This window comes from Bradyrhizobium sp. SZCCHNR3119 (assembly GCF_032487775.1).
In the GTDB taxonomy this organism is placed as follows: domain Bacteria; phylum Pseudomonadota; class Alphaproteobacteria; order Rhizobiales; family Xanthobacteraceae; genus Bradyrhizobium.
Genome location: NZ_JAUEUV010000002.1, coordinates 249379 through 266244, shown reverse-complemented (window position 1 = coordinate 266244; position 16866 = coordinate 249379). Strand labels below are relative to the sequence as shown.

Annotated in this window: 12 protein-coding genes; 9 read left to right on the top strand and 3 right to left on the bottom strand. The window is 63.7% G+C overall.

Annotated features, from left to right (window positions below; translation table 11 throughout):
- Positions 1 to 12: 12 nt before the first annotated feature.
- From QX034_RS28485 to QX034_RS28460, 6 genes are all read left to right on the top strand, one after another.
- Positions 13 to 1809 carry a hypothetical protein gene (locus tag QX034_RS28485; RefSeq protein WP_315764184.1) on the top strand — a complete coding sequence of 599 codons (1797 nt, stop codon included), beginning with the start codon at positions 13 to 15 and terminating at the stop codon, positions 1807 to 1809.
- Between the two features lie 406 nt (positions 1810 to 2215).
- Entirely contained in the window at positions 2216 to 5530 is a 3315-nt protein-coding gene (locus tag QX034_RS28480) for a hypothetical protein (protein ID WP_316196187.1), read from the top strand.
- A gap of 190 nt (positions 5531 to 5720) precedes the next feature.
- Positions 5721 to 9827, top strand: coding sequence for a sulfotransferase (locus QX034_RS28475; protein WP_315704072.1), 4107 nt, complete (start codon positions 5721 to 5723; stop codon positions 9825 to 9827).
- Positions 9828 to 10364: 537 nt separating this feature from the next.
- Complete coding sequence (locus QX034_RS28470; RefSeq protein WP_315704073.1) at positions 10365 to 10958, top strand: formyltransferase family protein; 594 nt, start codon at positions 10365 to 10367, stop codon at positions 10956 to 10958.
- Positions 10959 to 11230: 272 nt separating this feature from the next.
- Positions 11231 to 11581, top strand: a complete 351-nt coding sequence (locus QX034_RS28465; protein WP_315704074.1) for a hypothetical protein — start codon at positions 11231 to 11233, stop codon at positions 11579 to 11581.
- A 37-nt stretch (positions 11582 to 11618) separates the two neighbouring features.
- Positions 11619 to 12071, top strand: a complete 453-nt coding sequence (locus QX034_RS28460; protein ID WP_409977496.1) for a hypothetical protein — start codon at positions 11619 to 11621, stop codon at positions 12069 to 12071.
- Between the two features lie 6 nt (positions 12072 to 12077).
- On the opposite strand, the gene QX034_RS28455 is transcribed toward QX034_RS28460, so the two are convergent.
- Positions 12078 to 12293 (bottom strand): hypothetical protein, encoded by a 216-nt coding sequence (locus QX034_RS28455; protein WP_315704076.1) that lies wholly within the window; start codon positions 12291 to 12293, stop codon positions 12078 to 12080.
- 210 nt (positions 12294 to 12503) lie between these two features.
- Between QX034_RS28455 and QX034_RS28450 the strand changes: the two genes are divergently transcribed.
- Positions 12504 to 13382 (top strand): DMT family transporter, encoded by an 879-nt coding sequence (locus QX034_RS28450; protein ID WP_316167552.1) that lies wholly within the window; start codon positions 12504 to 12506, stop codon positions 13380 to 13382.
- Between the two features lie 201 nt (positions 13383 to 13583).
- Complete coding sequence (locus tag QX034_RS28445) at positions 13584 to 15047, top strand: caspase family protein (protein ID WP_316167550.1); 1464 nt, start codon at positions 13584 to 13586, stop codon at positions 15045 to 15047.
- A gap of 51 nt (positions 15048 to 15098) precedes the next feature.
- Here QX034_RS28445 and QX034_RS28440 read toward each other — a convergent pair whose 3' ends face one another.
- Together QX034_RS28440 and cysK are read right to left on the bottom strand one after the other, a co-directional pair.
- The gene (locus tag QX034_RS28440; protein WP_315767914.1) at positions 15099 to 15338 is read right to left on the bottom strand and encodes a BrnA antitoxin family protein; all 240 of its coding nucleotides are present in this window, start codon (positions 15336 to 15338) and stop codon (positions 15099 to 15101) included.
- A gap of 3 nt (positions 15339 to 15341) precedes the next feature.
- On the bottom strand, positions 15342 to 16319 hold the full coding sequence (cysK, locus tag QX034_RS28435; protein ID WP_315742248.1) for a cysteine synthase A: 978 nt from the start codon (positions 16317 to 16319) through the stop codon (positions 15342 to 15344).
- A gap of 310 nt (positions 16320 to 16629) precedes the next feature.
- Here cysK and QX034_RS28430 point away from each other — a divergent pair, with 310 nt between their 5' ends.
- The gene (locus tag QX034_RS28430; RefSeq protein ID WP_315704081.1) at positions 16630 to 16860 is read left to right on the top strand and encodes a hypothetical protein; all 231 of its coding nucleotides are present in this window, start codon (positions 16630 to 16632) and stop codon (positions 16858 to 16860) included.
- Positions 16861 to 16866: the final 6 nt, after the last annotated feature.

Genomic DNA, 16866 nt, shown 5'->3' with positions numbered 1-16866 from the left:
AGGAGATGATCAATGGCAAATAATACGTTCAATCCGACCGCGCTGGCGAACGGCACGTCGAACCTGCTGGTGCGCGCAGACGCGCTCAACCAGTCCACCGACCTGGTGCAGGCAGGTGTCGTCTTCAACGATGCTGTCCGCATTTCGCAGGGCCTGTTCAGCCTGGCCGGGAGCGGCAACCAGAATCCGTTCCTCGGCAGCTACACGACCGACATCCACGCGGTGCAGAACGACATCGCTGCGATGCTGGCCAATCCTGGCCAGGTCACGCTCGGCGGCCAGACCTTTACGCTCAACACCACGGACACTGCGGTTCTCACCAATGTCCAGGCCCAGCTGGGCTCGCTGATTACGGCGGCGGCAGGCATCACCAATGCCGCGACCTTGGCGACCGCCGAGCAGACCATCCACGCCGTGCAGAGCCAGATCCTCGGCGAGATCAACAACGACGCGCACCTGTCGGCTGCGCTGAACAAGGTGACGTTCATGGCCACGACCGGGGCCACCGACGTTGCGTTCCAGAACGTTCCCGCAGGCGCCGACGATCCCGCCTCGCTGGCTGCGGCGACGGCGGGCACGAGCCTCAAGGCGGTCGGCGCGGTGTTCAACGCGGCGGAAGCGGCGGCGGCTGGCGGCATCAATGCAGGCAACCTGCAGGAGATCACCAACGATTTCACCGCGGTGTCGCAGGGCCTCACCAACATCCTCAACAACAAGACCATGCTGGCCCAGATCGAAAAAGGCGAGACCGCCAACGCGGCTGCGCTGACCACGATCCATCTCCAGACGGCGCTCGGACAGATCAACCTGCAACTGAACAACTATGACGGCGCTGCCGCCGCCGGCAATCAGACGGCACTTCGCGGCACCGCCGACAACCTGCTCGACATTATCGACATCATTCAGAACGATGCGAATTTGAACACCGCAGCTGGAGGCAATGGAACAGCAGGTCATGCTGGAGGGTTCGCCGAGGATCCGGGCGGACTGACCGGCACCGTGACCAAGTTCCAGGACAACCAGGTGCAGACCAATTTCTGGGCTGCCTTCCTGGCCGAAGCCAACACCATCAACGCGACCTTGCAGAAGATCGCGACCGGCGGCGCGCAGGCCAGCCAGACCCTGGTCACCCAGATCCAGAACTATCAGCACTTCGGCGCCGCCTTCGACGCCGCGCAGGGCGCGGTCTTCCAGGCCCGCTTCGACAATGAGCTGCTCAGCGGCACGCTCGAGGCCGATACGGCGAACGCGTTGAAGGGGCTGCAGGGCATCCTCAACGGCGACACCGGAGCTGCGCTTGCGGCTGACAAGGCGATGGTCGCAGCAGCCGGCCAGGGTTTTGCTGCCGACGCCATGGACGTCTCCGGCAACAACATCGCGGTCGGCGGTGCGACCTATGTCGGCACCGCGACCACAGTCTCGGCGGCAACCTCGGTCCATGGCCTCGCCCACGGCACCATCCCGGTGACCGCGACTCCCAACATCGCCAACGGCACCGGCGGCACGGCGGCAGCCGGTACGACGGCGGCTGGGGCCGGAGGAACGCCTGCCGCAGCAGGTGGTGCGGCAGGCGCCGGTGGAGCGGCCGCTGGCGGCACCACGTCAGCCGGCGGCGGCACGACGGCCGCTGGCGGCGGGACTACGACCTCGACGGGCGGCGGTACGACGGCGGCCAATCATGGGACAGCGGCGAGCCATCACAGCCACCATTCCCACCACAGCCACACGGCGGCCGCTTCAGCGAACACGGCTGCTAGTCATGCCACCAGCGCCGCGCATCACCACGCAATGGTCCATATGTGGGGCTGATCCGCTACTCACCTCCGAGTACGATCAGAGAGCGAGCGGCCAGTGCAGAATGACGTTCTGCACTGGCCTCCTCGAGACCAAGTGAAAAATCGGGGCGACATCTGGGCTGCAACATGCAACGCCCGTCGAATCGACCCAGACTGTGCTTCGGATGACACCTACGAGATCAACGACTTGGCAACAATCCGTCGCTGAACGGCAACAATCGGAAACCGCCCGAACAACAACATAGTTGCGAACTTCGCCACGCTTCTTTTGGCCCCAATAGAGCGAATAATTCGCACCTGGCACGCGGGACACCTAGTCCTGTCGAGCCGGCTGCGGGGCGTTCGTTCTACTCACTTCGGCTGCCTGTCACACGTACCAGGACCAGGCACGAGCCGGCGTGAACTCGGGGAGATTCATAATGGCGAATAATACCTTCAACCCAACCGCGCTGGCGAACGGAACGTCGAATTTGCTGGTACGCGCGTCCGCGCTCAACCTCTCGACCGACCTTGTGCAGGCCGGCGTCGTCTTCAACGACGCGGCCCGCGCCTCATTGGGCTTGTTCACTCAAGCCGGCAGCGGCAACCAAAACCCATTCCTCGGCGTCTACACGACCGACATCCATGCGGTGCAGAACGACATCGCCGCCATGTTGGCCAATCCCGGCCAGATCACGCTCGGCGGCCAGACCTTCGCGCTCAACGCCACCGACACTGCGGTTCTCACCAACGTGCAGGCCCAGTTGGGAACGCTGATCACTGCTGCACAACAGACCACCAATGCGGCGACGGTGGCCGCCGCAAATCAGACGATCCATGCGGTTCAGCAGGAGATCCTGCAGGAAATCAACAACGACGCTCATCTCTCCGGCGCGCTCAACAATGTGCCGTTCCTCGCCAATACCGGCGGCATGGACGTCGCGTTCCAGAATTCGCCTGCGGGGGCCGACGATCCGGCCAGCCTCGCCGCGGCGACAGCCGGCAACAGCCTCAAGGACGTCGGCGTCGTGTTCAACAAGGTGGTCGATCTGGCCTCCGGCGGCATCAATTCCGGCAACCTGCAGGAGATCACGACCGACCTCACCGCGGTGTCGCAGGGCCTCACCACCATCCTCAACAACAAGACCCAACTGGCGCAGATCGAGAAAGGCGAAACCTCGATTGCCGCCGCGCTGACCACGATTCACCTGCAGACGGTGCTGGGCCAGGTCAATCTCGAGCTCAAGAACTACGCTGCCGCGGAGGCGAATGGCAGCCAGGCTGCGCTGCGCGGCACCGCCGACAATCTGCTCGACAGCATCGACATCATCCAGAACGACGCCAACCTGAACACCGCCGCCGGCGGCAATGGTAACGCAGGCCATGCCGGCGGCTTTGCCGAGGATCCGGGCGGACTCACCGGCACCGTCACCAAATTCCAGGACAACCAGGCGCAGACCAATTTCTGGGCCGCCTTCCTGGCCGAGGCCAACACCATCAACGCGACCTTGCAGAAGATCGCGACCGGCGGCGCGCAGGCCAGTCAGACCCTGATCTCACAGATTCAGAACTATCAGCAGTTCGGCGCCAAATTCGACGCAGCACAGGGCGCAGTATTCCAGGGCCGCTTCGACAATGAGCTGCTCAGCGGTACGCTCGAGGCCGATACCGCAGCCGCGGTGAAGGGCCTGCAGGGCATCCTCAATGGCGACACCGGCGCGGCGCTTGCCGCCGACAAGGCGATGCTCGCCGCCGCAGGCCAAGGCTTCGCGGCCGACGCCATGGACGTCTCCGGCAACAACATCGCGATCGGCGGCGCGACCTATGTCGGCTCGGCGACCACGGTCTCGACCGCGACATCGGTGCACGGCCTGGCTCAGGGCACCATCCCCGTCACGGCAAACCCGAACATCGCCAATGGCACCGGCGGCACGGTGACGACGCCTCCGGCCGGCGGCGGTGGAGGCGGCACCCCGACGCCTATCAACTTCAGTCCGACCGCGCTCGCCAATGGCACATCGAACCTGCTGGTGCGCGCATCCGCTCTGCAGCACTCGACCGACTTGGTGCAGGCCGGCGTCGTCTTCAACGACGCGGTCCGTGACTCGCTCGGCCTGTTCAGTCTCGCCGGCAGCGGCAACTCGCCCACTTTCCTCAGCAGCTATCAAGCTGACATCACTGCAGTGCAGACCGACATCGCCGCGATGCTGGCCAATCCCGGCCAGGTCACGCTCGGTGGCAAGACCTTCGCGCTCAACGCCACCGATACCGCCGTCCTCACCAATGTCGAGGCCCAGCTCGGGATCTTGCTCAACGCGGCGGGGCAGATCACCAACGCCACGACCGCGGCCGCGGCCAATCAAACCATTCATGCTGTGCAGCAGGAGATCCTGCAGGAGATCCACAACGACGCGCACCTCACGACCGCGCTCAACAATGTGACGTACTTGGCCAACACCGGCGCGACCGACGTCGCCTTCCAAGCTTCGCCTGCAGGGGCCGACGATCCGGCGAGCCTTGCCGCGGCGACAGCCGGCAACAGCCTCAAGGACGTCGGCGTCGTCTTCAACAAAATCGTCGAACTGGCCTCCGGCGGCATCAATTCCGGCAACCTGCAGGAAATCACGACCGACCTCACCGCGGTGTCGCAGGGCCTCACCACCATCCTCAACAACAAGACCCAACTGGCGCAGATCGAGAAAGGCGAAACCTCGATTGCCGCCGCGCTGACCACGATTCACCTGCAGACGGTGCTGGGCCAGGTCAATCTCGAGCTCAAGAACTACGCTGCCGCGGAGGCGAATGGCAGCCAGGCTGCGCTGCGCGGCACCGCCGACAATCTGCTCGACAGCATCGACATCATCCAGAACGACGCCAACTTGAACATCGCGGCCGGCGGCAATGGTAACGCAGGCCATGCCGGCGGCTTTGCCGAGGATCCGGGCGGGCTCACCGGCACCGTGACCAAATTCCAGGACAACCAGGCGCAGACCAATTTCTGGGCCGCTTTCCTGGCCGAGGCCAATACCATCAACGCGACCTTGCAGAAGATCGCGACCGGCGGCGCGCAGGCCAGCCAGACCTTGATCACACAGATTCAGAACTATCAGCAGTTCGGCGCCAATTTCGACGCGGCACAGGGCGCAGTATTCCAGGGCCGCTTCGACAACGAGCTGCTCAGCGGTACGCTCGAGGCCGATACAGCAGCCTCGGTGAAGGGCTTGCAGGGTATCCTCAATGGCGACACCGGCGCGGCACTCGCGGCCGACAAGGCGATGCTCGCCGCCGCCGGTCAGGGTTTTGCCGCCGACGCCATGGACGTCTCCGGCAACAACATTCCGGTCAATGGCGGGACCTATGTCGGCACGGCGACCACCGTGTCAGCAGCCACCTCGATCCACGGCACGGCCCAGGGCGCCATCCCGGTTACGGCGAACCCGAACATCGCCAATGGCACCGGCGGTACGGCCACGACGCCTCCGGCCGGAGGCGGCACCGGGGCGGGCGGCGGAACACCTGCAGGCGGCGGGACCGGCGCAGGTGGCTCCACTGGAGGCGGAACCACCGGTGGTGGCACGGGCACGGGTGGTTCGACCGGCGGCGGCACAACGGGCGGCAATAACGGTGGCTGCGCCAGCCATTGCGGCGGTCACCATGACCACCACGATCATAGCAGCCACGAGCACCACGAAGTGGCGGCGGCCCAGCAGGCCGACATGTCTCACCATCACGTTATGGCCCACGTGTGGGGCTGACGTCCGGCGATCATTGATCGACACCAGCCGGTGCAGAACGCAAGTTCTGCGCCGGCTTTTTTACATCGCGACCACCTCCCGGCGGTGAACGGTTCTATGGCTCCGCCACAGTGAAGCTCAGCTCAAGCCTCCGTTTCGCTTAATTCTGTGCGGACAACGGCTGCGTCCAACCTCGTGGCAAATCATTCTCATGACCGACCAAGCCGTAGCTTTCCGTCCACGTCTGATTTCGACGTCGCCTACCCATTCCCCCTCCATCAGTCCGGGCACCGAGGAAAGCACCTTGCAGGCGGCGGAGCAGGCATTTCGCCAGCTTCTTGCCGTGCAGCCGCGCCACGTCCGAACACTCTGCAGCCTCGCAATGATCCGCCTTCAGCGCGGCGATACGGACGAGGCTCGCCGGCTGCTGGGCCAGGCCGCCGATCTCGCCGACCAATCCGCCGACGCACATCTGATGGTCGGCAAGGCGTATGCCAATCTCGGCGACGCCGCCAATGCAGCGTCGCACTTCGAACGCGCCATTGCGATCGATGACCGCCATGCCGATGCGCACAATAGCCTTGGACTCTGCTACCAACAGCTCGGACAACTCGAACGCGCGATTTCCTGTCACCAGACCGCAATCGCGCTCAGGCCGAATCTTGCGGCGGGCTTCGCCGGACTTGGAGATGCCTGTCGGCGGCTCGACCGTCATCACGATGCGATTACACACTACCAGCGCGCGCTTTCGATCGACCCTCAGGCGCCGGCCCTGCTGCTCAATCTCGGCGGCTGCTATCACGCGACCGCGCAGCTCGACGCCGCGATCCGCAGTTTTCAACAGGCGCTCGCGCTGAGCCCTCAATCGGCGGACGCTCATTTCAATCTCGGCAATCTCTATCTGGAGACGAACAGCTGGCCCGCCGCCGTCTTCCACTACGAGCGCGCCATTTCCGAACGCCCCATCTTTCCCGAGGCGTACAACAATCTGGCCAACGCGCTGCAGTCGCGCGGGACGCATCGTGAGGCCATTGCACATTATGACGAGGCGATCCGCCAGCAGCCCGGCTATGCCGATGCCTATCGCAATCGCGGTGACGCCATGCGGGCGATGAACCGTTTCGACGATGCCGTGGCCAGCTACCAGGCAGCCCTTGCGCACGCGCCGCGCGATACCAAGACGCTCAATCATCTCGCCAGCGTGTTGATGATCGCCGGCCGGCTGGACGAGGCCGCATCGGCCTATGAGACTGCCCTCAGGATCGCGCCGCAAAATGCCGGCATCCATCTCAACTACGCGGCGATCAAGCGATTTATGGCCGACGACCCGCGTTGGCCCTCTCTACAGGATCTGGCGCGGCGCGAGGAGACGCTGGCTGAGCATGAGCGCATCGTGCTGCACTTCACGCTGGGCCGGGCCTACGCCGATATCAAGGACGCAGAGCGGTCACTCTTTCATTTCCACACGGCCAACCGCCTCGAGCGCCGACGCATCCGCTATGACGAGAACCAAGCCCTTCAGCAGTTGGAGCGCATCCGCAGCGTCTTCAACGGAGACGTCATCGAGGCCCGGTCGGGAACGGGCGAGCCCTCAAATCGGCCAGTCTTCATCATCGGCATGCCGCGCTCAGGCACGAGCCTGATCGAACAGATCCTGGCCAGCCATCCTGCGGCAGAGGGTGCCGGGGAAGTCAATTATTTTGCCGCCAGTACGGAGCTGTTCGCCGATCGCACGCGCGGCGAATATCCGGAAATGCTTGCAAGAATGTCCGATGGCGATCTGCGCGAGCTTGGCAAGGCCTATCTGGCACGTTTCGCCGGTCTGGATGCGGCAGCCGAGCGCATTGTCGACAAGATGCCTTCGAACTTTCTGTTCGCGGGTCTGATCCATCTCGCGCTGCCGGGTGCGAAGATCATTCACGTCAAGCGTAATCCGATCGACACCTGCCTCTCCTGCTATTCGATCCTGTTCGCCGAGCCGCAGCCCTTTGCGTATGACCTCGCTGAACTCGGACGCTATTATCGGGCCTATGATGCGCTCATGGATCATTGGCGCGCGGTGCTGCCGGCCGGCGTCATGCTGGAAGTCACCTACGAAGACGTGGTGCGTGACCTCGAGACCGAGGCACGCCGCATCGTAGCGCATTGCGGCCTTGACTGGGACGCCCGATGTCTTTCGTTCCATCAGACCGAGCGGCCGGTGAACACCGCGAGCCTGGTCCAAGTCCGGCAGCCGCTTTTCACCGGTTCGGTCGGCCGTTGGCGACTCTACGGCGATCGGCTCAAGCCGTTGTTCGACACGCTCGGTCCGAGCATCGCGCCCACCGACACTGCCGCGGTCACGCAAGAAGAGGCCACTCGTCCCGCGCCGAGCAATGTCGTTGCGCCTGTTATCGCCGAGCCCAACCGCGCGCGCCCGATCGATCTCGTCGCCCGGCAGGGTGCGTTGAAGGCGGAGGCCGAACGAGCGTTCACCGTCGCGAAGAAGCTGCAGCAACGCGGCGACCACGAGGATGCCGAGAAACTGTTCGGCTTCATCCTGGCGAGTCAGCCGGATCATTTCGGCGCCCTGGTCGGCCTCGGAACGATCTGCACGCAGGCCAATCGTCTGGACGAGGCCAGGCGTCATTTTCTCCAGGCGGCATCCATCGATGAGCGCTCCGCCGAGGCGCATGGCAGCCTCGGGGCGGTCGAAGCCTCGGCTGGCCGGTTCGAGGCTGCGGTCGGCTACTATCTCAAGGCGCTGGCACTCGCGCCCGATCATCCTGGCATCCTCTACGCCTATGCGATGACGCTGCAGAGCCAGGGCAAGAGCGACGAAGCCATGGCGATGCTGAAGCGGGCGATTGCCCTGAAGCCCCAGCACCTCGACGCGCATTTCGCGCTAGGCAACCTGCACTATGCCGAAGGCAAGGACATCGAGGCGGCGAAATGCTACCTGAAGGTTCTCGACTATAGCCCGCATCACGCCGAGACCCACAACAACATCGCCAATGTCCTGTTGCGGCAAGGTCATCCCGAGCGCGGCATCGAGCATTACAAGAAGGCCATCGCGAGCAGGCCGGAATATGCCGATGCCTATGGCAATCTCGGCAACGCGCTGCTCGAGCTCAACCGCCTCGAGGAGTCGATCGAGCAGAACCTGCTCGCCCTCAAGATCAAACCGGATCGCTTCGGATCCTACAACAATCTCGGCGTGGCCTATCAGGCACTCGGCCGATTCGACGAAGCGACTGCGGCCTTCGAACGCGCGCTTGAACTGTCGCCGGATGAGGCTCCGATCCACCTGAACCTCGCGAACATGGCGAAGTTCAAGCCGGACGACCGCCGCCTGCCCGGCCTGCACCGCCTGCTCGGCCGCGTCGATCTGCTCGACCAGGAAAAGCAGATTGCCGCCCATTTCGCGATGGGCAAGGCACTGGCCGATCTGAAGGACCATGACGCCGCATTCGCCCATCTCCAGAAGGGCAATGCGCTGAAGCGAAAAACCTTCGACTATGATGAAGGCCAGCGGCTGGCGGCGATGGCCAATATCGCCACCAAGTTCACGCCGGAATTCTTCCGGTCGACCGCAGGGCACGGCGACGCCTCCTGGTCGCCGATCTTCATCGTCGGCATGCCGCGCTCCGGCACCACGCTGATGGAACAGGTGCTGGCCAGCCATTCCAAGGTGTTCGGGGCCGGCGAACTCGAGACCTTCAAGGACCTGATCGGCGAATGCGCCAAGCGCCAGCGCGTCCTCCCGGCCTATCCCGAACTCATCACTCTGCTCGCCCCGGAGCAGATGACGGAGCTCGGGCAGCAGTACACCGCGCGGGTACGGGCGCTCGCGCCGGAAGCCGAGCGCATCGTCGACAAGATGCCGCTCAATTTCATGTTCGTCGGCCTGATCCATGCCGCGCTTCCGAACGCCAAGATCATCCATGTCAGGCGCGATCCGCTCGACACCTGCGTCTCCTGCTACTCGCTGCTGTTCACCGGCAGCCAGCCCTTCGCTTACGATCTGACCGAGCTCGGCCGTTACTACCGGGGTTACGAGGCCGTGATGGCGCATTGGCACAAGGTGCTTCCGCCCGGCGTCTTGATGGACGTCCAATATGAGGACCTGGTCGACGATCTCGAGGTCACGTCGCGCGGCGTGCTGACCCATTGCGGCCTGGAATGGGAAGACGCCTGCCGCGATTTCCACAGCACCCAGCGCGCGGTGCGCACCGCGAGCCTGATGCAGGTGCGTGAGCCGCTCTACCGCCGCTCGGTTGGAAGCTGGAAGCGATACGAGAAGTTCCTTGGGCCGCTGCGCGAGGCGCTCGGTCTATAGACCGGGCGGCAGACCGCGCTGAAATAGTAGGATTGGCGAGCGGCAAATAACCGGGCGCGCAGGCCCCAGGGAACAGGTGACAGGGCGGCACCCGGCTATTTGGCCGCGCGGCGGTCGCGGCGATTTGATACTACCCTCAATAATTTAACGAATTGTTCTAAGAAATCAGGAAAGCGACTGGACGATTCGACGCCCAAGCTGCGCATCCCAATTCTCCACGTCTCCGCGATCTGCCGGCCGCCCGCACCTGCTCCGGTGAGCCATTTCCGCTCGCGCCGCCTTCTCGGCCGTTCGATTTGCTTCGGCCTGCAACCGGCAGCGCGGACCTGTGATGAAAAAGCACGAGCTGCTTGACGAGCGGGTCCAGGATTGATTTGACCGAGCGAGCTATCTCGTTGACGGTCGTGGGGCTTTGGATTTGGTACGGGCCTGGATATTGCGCCGGCAGGGCGCGAGGTCCGATCCACTCCTCTAGCCCCGCCGTCATCCGTCCTTGGCCTGCCCCGTCGAAATTCAACCTCGGAAGACAAATCCATCATGCGTATCACCCTCGTCGGCTCCCGCCATTTCGGTGTGGCCACACTGAACATGTTGCGGGACAAGGACGTCGAGATCGCGCGCGTGGTCGTGCATGATGGCGAGGACCGCTTGGCCGCCGCAGCCCGCGCCGCCGGCATCGAAGTCGTCGTCCAGGCCGATCCGCACCTCGTCACTCCGGAAGAAATCGCGCCGGGGACCGAGTTGATCGTCACGGCGCATAGCCATGCCCGCGTCGCGCAAGCGGCCGTGGCCGCTGCCAAGCTCGGCGGCATCGGCTACCATCCCTCGCTCCTCCCCCGTCACCGCGGCAAGGCCGCGGTCGAATGGACGATCAAGGAGGGCGACCCGGTCGCGGGCGGAACGATCTATCACCTCGCCGAGCGCATGGATGCAGGCGCCATTGCCGCCCAGGACTGGTGCTTCGTCAAGAAGGGCGAGACGGCCCGCGAATTGTGGGAGCGCGCGCTTGCCCCGCTCGGATTGAAGCTGCTCGGCCAAGTCATCGATTACGCCAAGGCGCATGGCTCCATCCCCGCCAAGCCGCAGGATGAGCAGTTCGCCACCAAGGCCCCGAGCCTCACGCCGTCTTGAAGGCAGCACGTCGAAGGCGATTGGCGCACGCGCAGTTTGCGCATGCGTCCGCCCGGAATCTGGCTTCCCACGCAAAGCCCAGCGCGGTATTCAAGTAGGGACGCGCCAATTGCGGCCCTGAGCTTGGCTCGGATGCCGCTGGCCCGATAAGACGATTAACCTTTATCATATTGATATTATTCGTGAAATTTTTACCGCCGCACTGCGGCAAACTTTCGTCACAATTTTTCCAAATAAGCTGAAGCCATCACTCACATTTGAGGAACTGATTCATGCGTCTTGATCGCATCGGAATGGCTTTGGTGGCGACCATCTTGGCCGGCAGTGCTGCGGCCCCTGCTTTTGCCCAATCCCCCTATGATGGACAATGGCAGGTTACAATTGTGACCAATAGCGGCAGCTGTGAGCCCTCCGCAAGCTCGACCCTGACCGTCGCTGACGGTAGAATTTCGGCGCCGGGTGCCAACGTCTCTGGTTCGATTGGGCGGGAAGGCCTGGTTAAGGTCTCGATCAACGGGGCATACGCAAATGGTCAGCTCAATGGCAATTCCGGTTCGGGTAAGTGGAATGGCGCTTCAGCGGGCATTCCGTGCAGCGGACGCTGGCAGGCGTCGCGGCTGTAACACGCGTTTTTCGAGTTTGAAGACGGTTCGGCGGCTCATGACAGCCGCCGTCTTTTTTGGTGCGAGCGGTCTCAGCGCTCCCAGTCACGCCGACCCCGGCCCCTTCACTGGAATGGCCGGCAATTGGCATGGCAGCGGCACGGTGGCGCTCGAGGACGGCTCGACGGAGCGGATCCGCTGCCGCGCCAGCTACGCCGTATCTGGTCCGCGTTTGAACTTGTCGCTGACCTGCGCGAGCGACGCCTATAAGTTCAATCTCTCCGCCAACGTCGTGGCACAGGGCTCTGCGATCTCCGGCAGCTGGAGCGAATCGAGCCGCGGCATCAATGGCATGCTCCAGGGCCGTGGCGGCGGCGGCAACTTCCAGCTAGCCGCCAGCGCTGCCGGCTTCAACGCCAATATCACGCTCGCAACGCGCGGCAACCGGCAGTCGGTCTCGATCCGCGCCGACAGCCAGTTCCGCGGCGCCAATATCTCGTTGTCGCGCTGAGCGAGCCTAGCCGCGGAGCGGCGTCCCCGCCTTTGGCGTGGCCAGCTGCGCCGCGGTCTGCTTGATCGTCTTCGCAATCAAGAGCGCCTGCTCCTTGGTCATGGCGAAGTCCTGCACGCCCTTGTGCGTGGTCAGCGACAACACCATTAGATGCGGCTCCTTCTCGGGCCAGCCGGTCGCGAACGCCGTGAGAAAATCGGCGGAGGTGGGACGGTCGGACATGTCGTGATTGTCTCTTCTGGATATTCTTTTGGCCTGCTCGGAGCGCCCGCTTTAGGACGGAACACGTCCGCATTCCATGCTTTTGTTGCGCCGCTGCCAGTTCCATTGCCCGCCTGATTGCGGCACATCTGCCGATTTCGTTTGCAAGCTGTACCTGGGAGGCGATACAGCCCTGCCCTTGTTACAGGCAGTCACCTTCCCTTCCCGCCCATGCACCGACCTGCTTCCAAGATGATGGCCGCCTCATGGATGGCGGGCTGGCTCAGCTTCATGCTGGTGATGGCCGTGGCCGGGCGTGAAGCGCTGCGCGAGCTCAATGTGTTCGAGCTGATGGAGCTGCGCTGCCTGCTCGGCCTTGTGATGCTATCGCCATTGGTCTGGCTGGGCGGCGGTCCCGCCACTTTGCGGACCAAGCGGTTGCCCCAGCACATCGCCCGCAATCTCGTGCATTACGTCGCTCAACTCGGCTGGTTCTTCGCGCTTACCTTGATCCCGATCGGTCAGGTCGTCGCGATCGAGTTCACCATGCCGATCTGGACTGCGTTGCTCGCGGCGAGCTTTCTTGGCGAGCGGCTCACGATCTACAAGCTTTCCGCCATCATGCTCGGCCTGATCGGGGTGCTCGTGATCGTTCGTCCCGATGCGGGTGCCATCAACCCCGGCCAATTGATCGCACTTGGTGCGGCGATGGGGTTCGGCATCTCGATCGTGTTGGTGAAGTCCCTCACCCGCACCGAGCCGACCGTGTCCATCATCTTCTGGATGCTCTCGATCCAGGCCGCGGCGGGCCTGGTGCCGACGCTGGCGCTCTGGACCTCGCCCTCGGCCACGATCTGGGGCTGGATTGTCGTGATCGCGATCTGCGGCACATTCTCGCACCTCTGCATGGCGCGCGCGATGCTCTATGCGGATGCCACCATCGTGGTCCCCATGGACTTCCTGCGCGTACCGCTGACCGCGGCCGCCGGCTGGCTGCTCTATGCCGAACAGCTCGATGCTTTTACCTTGCTGGGGGCGGCGCTGATCCTTGGCGGCAACCTGCTCAACTTGCGGCCGGCACAGCCGGTCGCCGTGCGCGCGCGGAGCTGAGGTCGCGCGAACATCCCTCATTGCGGCTCCCCGCGTGTGATCCGATCACATAGCCGCGTCCCCGGAAACGTGAATTTCCGCGCAACAGCTGCGCAAAAATCAAGTCTCGATCGATTTTTTTGGCATCGGCGACGAGACCTTTTCGCGTCCGCCGCGACTAATGTCGCAGTGATCACTTCGCTTCTCCTGGGGGATGTCCTGATGCGTTGTCTCACCATCGGTCTGTCGCTGCTTTGCATGGCGCTGACGGCGGAAGCTGCCAAAGCGGATCGGCGTGTCGCCTTCGTGGTCGGCAATGGCGCCTACAAGAACGTCGCGCCGCTGCCGAACCCTCCGGTCGATGCGAAGGCCATGGCCGCAACCCTGCGCAATGTCGGTTTCGACGTGGTCGAGGGCTCCAATCTCACCCGCGACAAGATGACCGAAAAGCTGCTCGATTTCGGCCGGAAGGCACAGGGCGCCGATATCGCGGTGTTTTATTATGCCGGGCACGGCATTGCGATCTCCGGCACCAACTACCTGCTGCCGGTCGATGCCGACCTGAAATCCGAGATGGACGTGAAGCTCGGCTCCGCCATCAACATCGACGTGACGCTCGATCAGACGATGGGCGATGCCAAGGTCAAGCTGGTCTTCCTCGACGCCTGCCGCGACAATCCGTTCGCTGCCAAGATCAAGTCGAACTCGCCGACCCGCAGCGTCACGGTCCAGACGGGCCTTGCCGAAATGAAATCGGGTGAAGGCACCTTGATCGCATTCGCCACCGGCCCCGGCCAGACCGCGCTCGACGGCGAGGCCGGCGCCAACAGCCCGTTCACCCGCGCTCTGATCGCCCACATCGCCCAGCCAGGCGTCGAAATCCAGCAGGCGATGACGGAGGTGCGCGCCCAGGTCAACGAGGAGACCAGCAAGGGCCAATTGCCCTGGGGCCATACCAATCTGATCGGCGCGGTTTATCTCAATCCCGCTGCAACGCCGGCAACGAGCGCGGCTGCCATCCCGGGCAATGTTCCGGCCAATGCCGCCTCTTCGGCCAATGCCGAGGCCGAGCTCGAGTTCTGGCGCTCGGTGAAGGACTCCAACAGGCCGGAAGAGCTCAACGCCTACCTCTCGACCTATCCCAACGGCCAGTTCAAGACGCTGGCACTCGCTCGCATCGCCTCGATCGAAAGCGGCGCCGCGAACAATGCCACGCGGAACGTCGCCAAGGGGGGCGATCCCGCTGTGTTCACCGAGGAAGGCAGCCAGGTCAGCGAGGATCAGATCGGTCTCGACAAGAGCAAGCGGCGCGACGTGCAGCGCCGTCTGACCGGCCTTGGCTTCGACACCAAGATGACCGGCATCTTCGATGACGAGACCCGAGGGGTCGTCAAGCGCTGGCAGGCGGCACGCGGTTATCCTTCGACAGGCTATCTGACCAGGCTGCAACACAAGGCGCTGCTCGCCGAGCCGCAGCCCGCCCCGGCAACGGCTTCGATGAGCGACCCCGCAGCCAAGCCTCGCCGTGCCAGGCCCAGCGGCAATGTCGCAGCCGGCAGCGCCCCGCCGCCGAGCGCCGCGCCGGTGTACCGCAACCCGCCGCCGGACAATGCTGGCAACGCCGCCGGTGCGGCCTTCATCGGCGGCATGATGGGCGGCGTCCTCGGCGGCGCACTGCGCAGGTAGTCGCAACTGGTATGCAAGAGCGCGGACCTGCTGAGCGGCTAATCTTTGCCCTTACAGGCCTGCGGCCTTGCGCAGCGCGGCGTTGATGCGGTCCTGCCAGCCGGGGCCTCCGGCCTGGAAATGCTCGAGCACGTCCTGGTCGATCCGCAAGGTCACCTGCTCCTTGACGCCGGGGATCGCCGCCTTTTTCGGCGGTGCCTCGACGGGTTTGGTCGTGACCTTCTTGAACGCGGCCTCGGCTTCCGTGCGGGCGTCGGCGAGCGTGCGTGGACGTCGCGGTTGGTTCGCCATCATTCACATTCCTTCGAAAAGCGCAGTCGACAAATAGCGTTCGGAGAAGGACGGCACGATCGCAAGAATGGTCTTGCCCGCGCTCTCCGGCCGCTTGCCGATCGCAAGCGCCGCGGCGATCGCCGCGCCCGAGGAGATGCCGCCGGGGATGCCTTCGTTGCGGGCCAGTGCGCGAGAGGTCTCGATCGCCGTCGTGCTGTTGATCTTGACGATCTCATCAATCACGGAGCGATCGAGAATGTCCGGGACGAAGCCGGCGCCGATGCCTTGGATCTTATGCGGCGAATGCATCCCGCCTGACAGCACCGGGCTCTCCTCCGGCTCGACGGCCACCACCTTCAACGACGGCTTGCGCGGCTTGAGCACCTGCCCGACGCCGGTGATCGTACCGCCGGTGCCGACGCCCGCGACGAAGACGTCGATATTGCCGCCGGTGTCGTTCCAGATCTCCTCGGCGGTGGTGCGGCGATGAATCTCGGGATTGGCGAGATTCTTGAACTGCTGCGGCATCGCCGAATTCGGAGTGGTTCTCAATAGCTCCTCGGCAGTCGCGATCGCGCCCTTCATTCCCTGTGCGGCGGGCGTCAGTACCAGCTCTGCACCGAGGAAGGCGAGCATCTTGCGACGTTCGATCGACATCGATTCCGGCATCACGAGCTTGAGCCGGTAGCCGCGCGACGCCGCGACGAAAGCCAGCGCGATTCCGGTATTTCCCGAGGTCGGTTCGATCAGCACGGTGTCCTTGTTGATGATGCCCGCCTTCTCCATCGCGATAATCATCGCCGCGCCGATGCGATCCTTCACGCTCGCGGCTGGATTGAAGTATTCCAGCTTGGCAAGGATCGTTGCATTGACGCCGTGCTGCTCCGGCAGCCTTCGCAGCCGCACAATCGGCGTGTTTCCGATCGCGTCGACAATCGATTCGAACACGCGTCCTCGGCCCGGACGCGGCGTGTTTTCGGCAGCAGATGACGCATCCATTGAGACACTCCTTGCGCGCAGGCGCGACAGGTTAAGTTTTCGTAACGCATCATTGGACAGGGTGTTGCACTGCGCAAGCACGTTTCTGCGACATGAGAGCCGCTGCGGCGCACAACTTGTCGCGGCTAAATTACGCAAAAACAACGTATTTGTGTTGCGACAAGGTCAAACATCTGAGTGTATAGTAACCATGATGTCGGGCGCTGACGCGCTGATCGGTCGCAAGAACGCGATCCCACGCTCGACGTCTCCACCTTTGAGAGATCGCAACGCTTGAGATCCCCGCTCTAAGATCGCAACGGAGGTCACCATGTCAGCACTTGCTGAACTCATGTCGACCAGCACGCCGAGGCCAAATCCGCGCGGCAGCGATCTTCCGACATGTCCGGTCTGTGCAGATTCCATGATTGCGGCCGAAGCGTCTGCCTATCTTGCCGATAACGCGATCAGCTATCTCTGGACCTGCGACACCTGCGGTTACGGCTTTGTGACCAAGCACGTCGTCCACAAGCGGTTCGCCTGCGCTGCCCTGTCGTCCTGAGCCGGC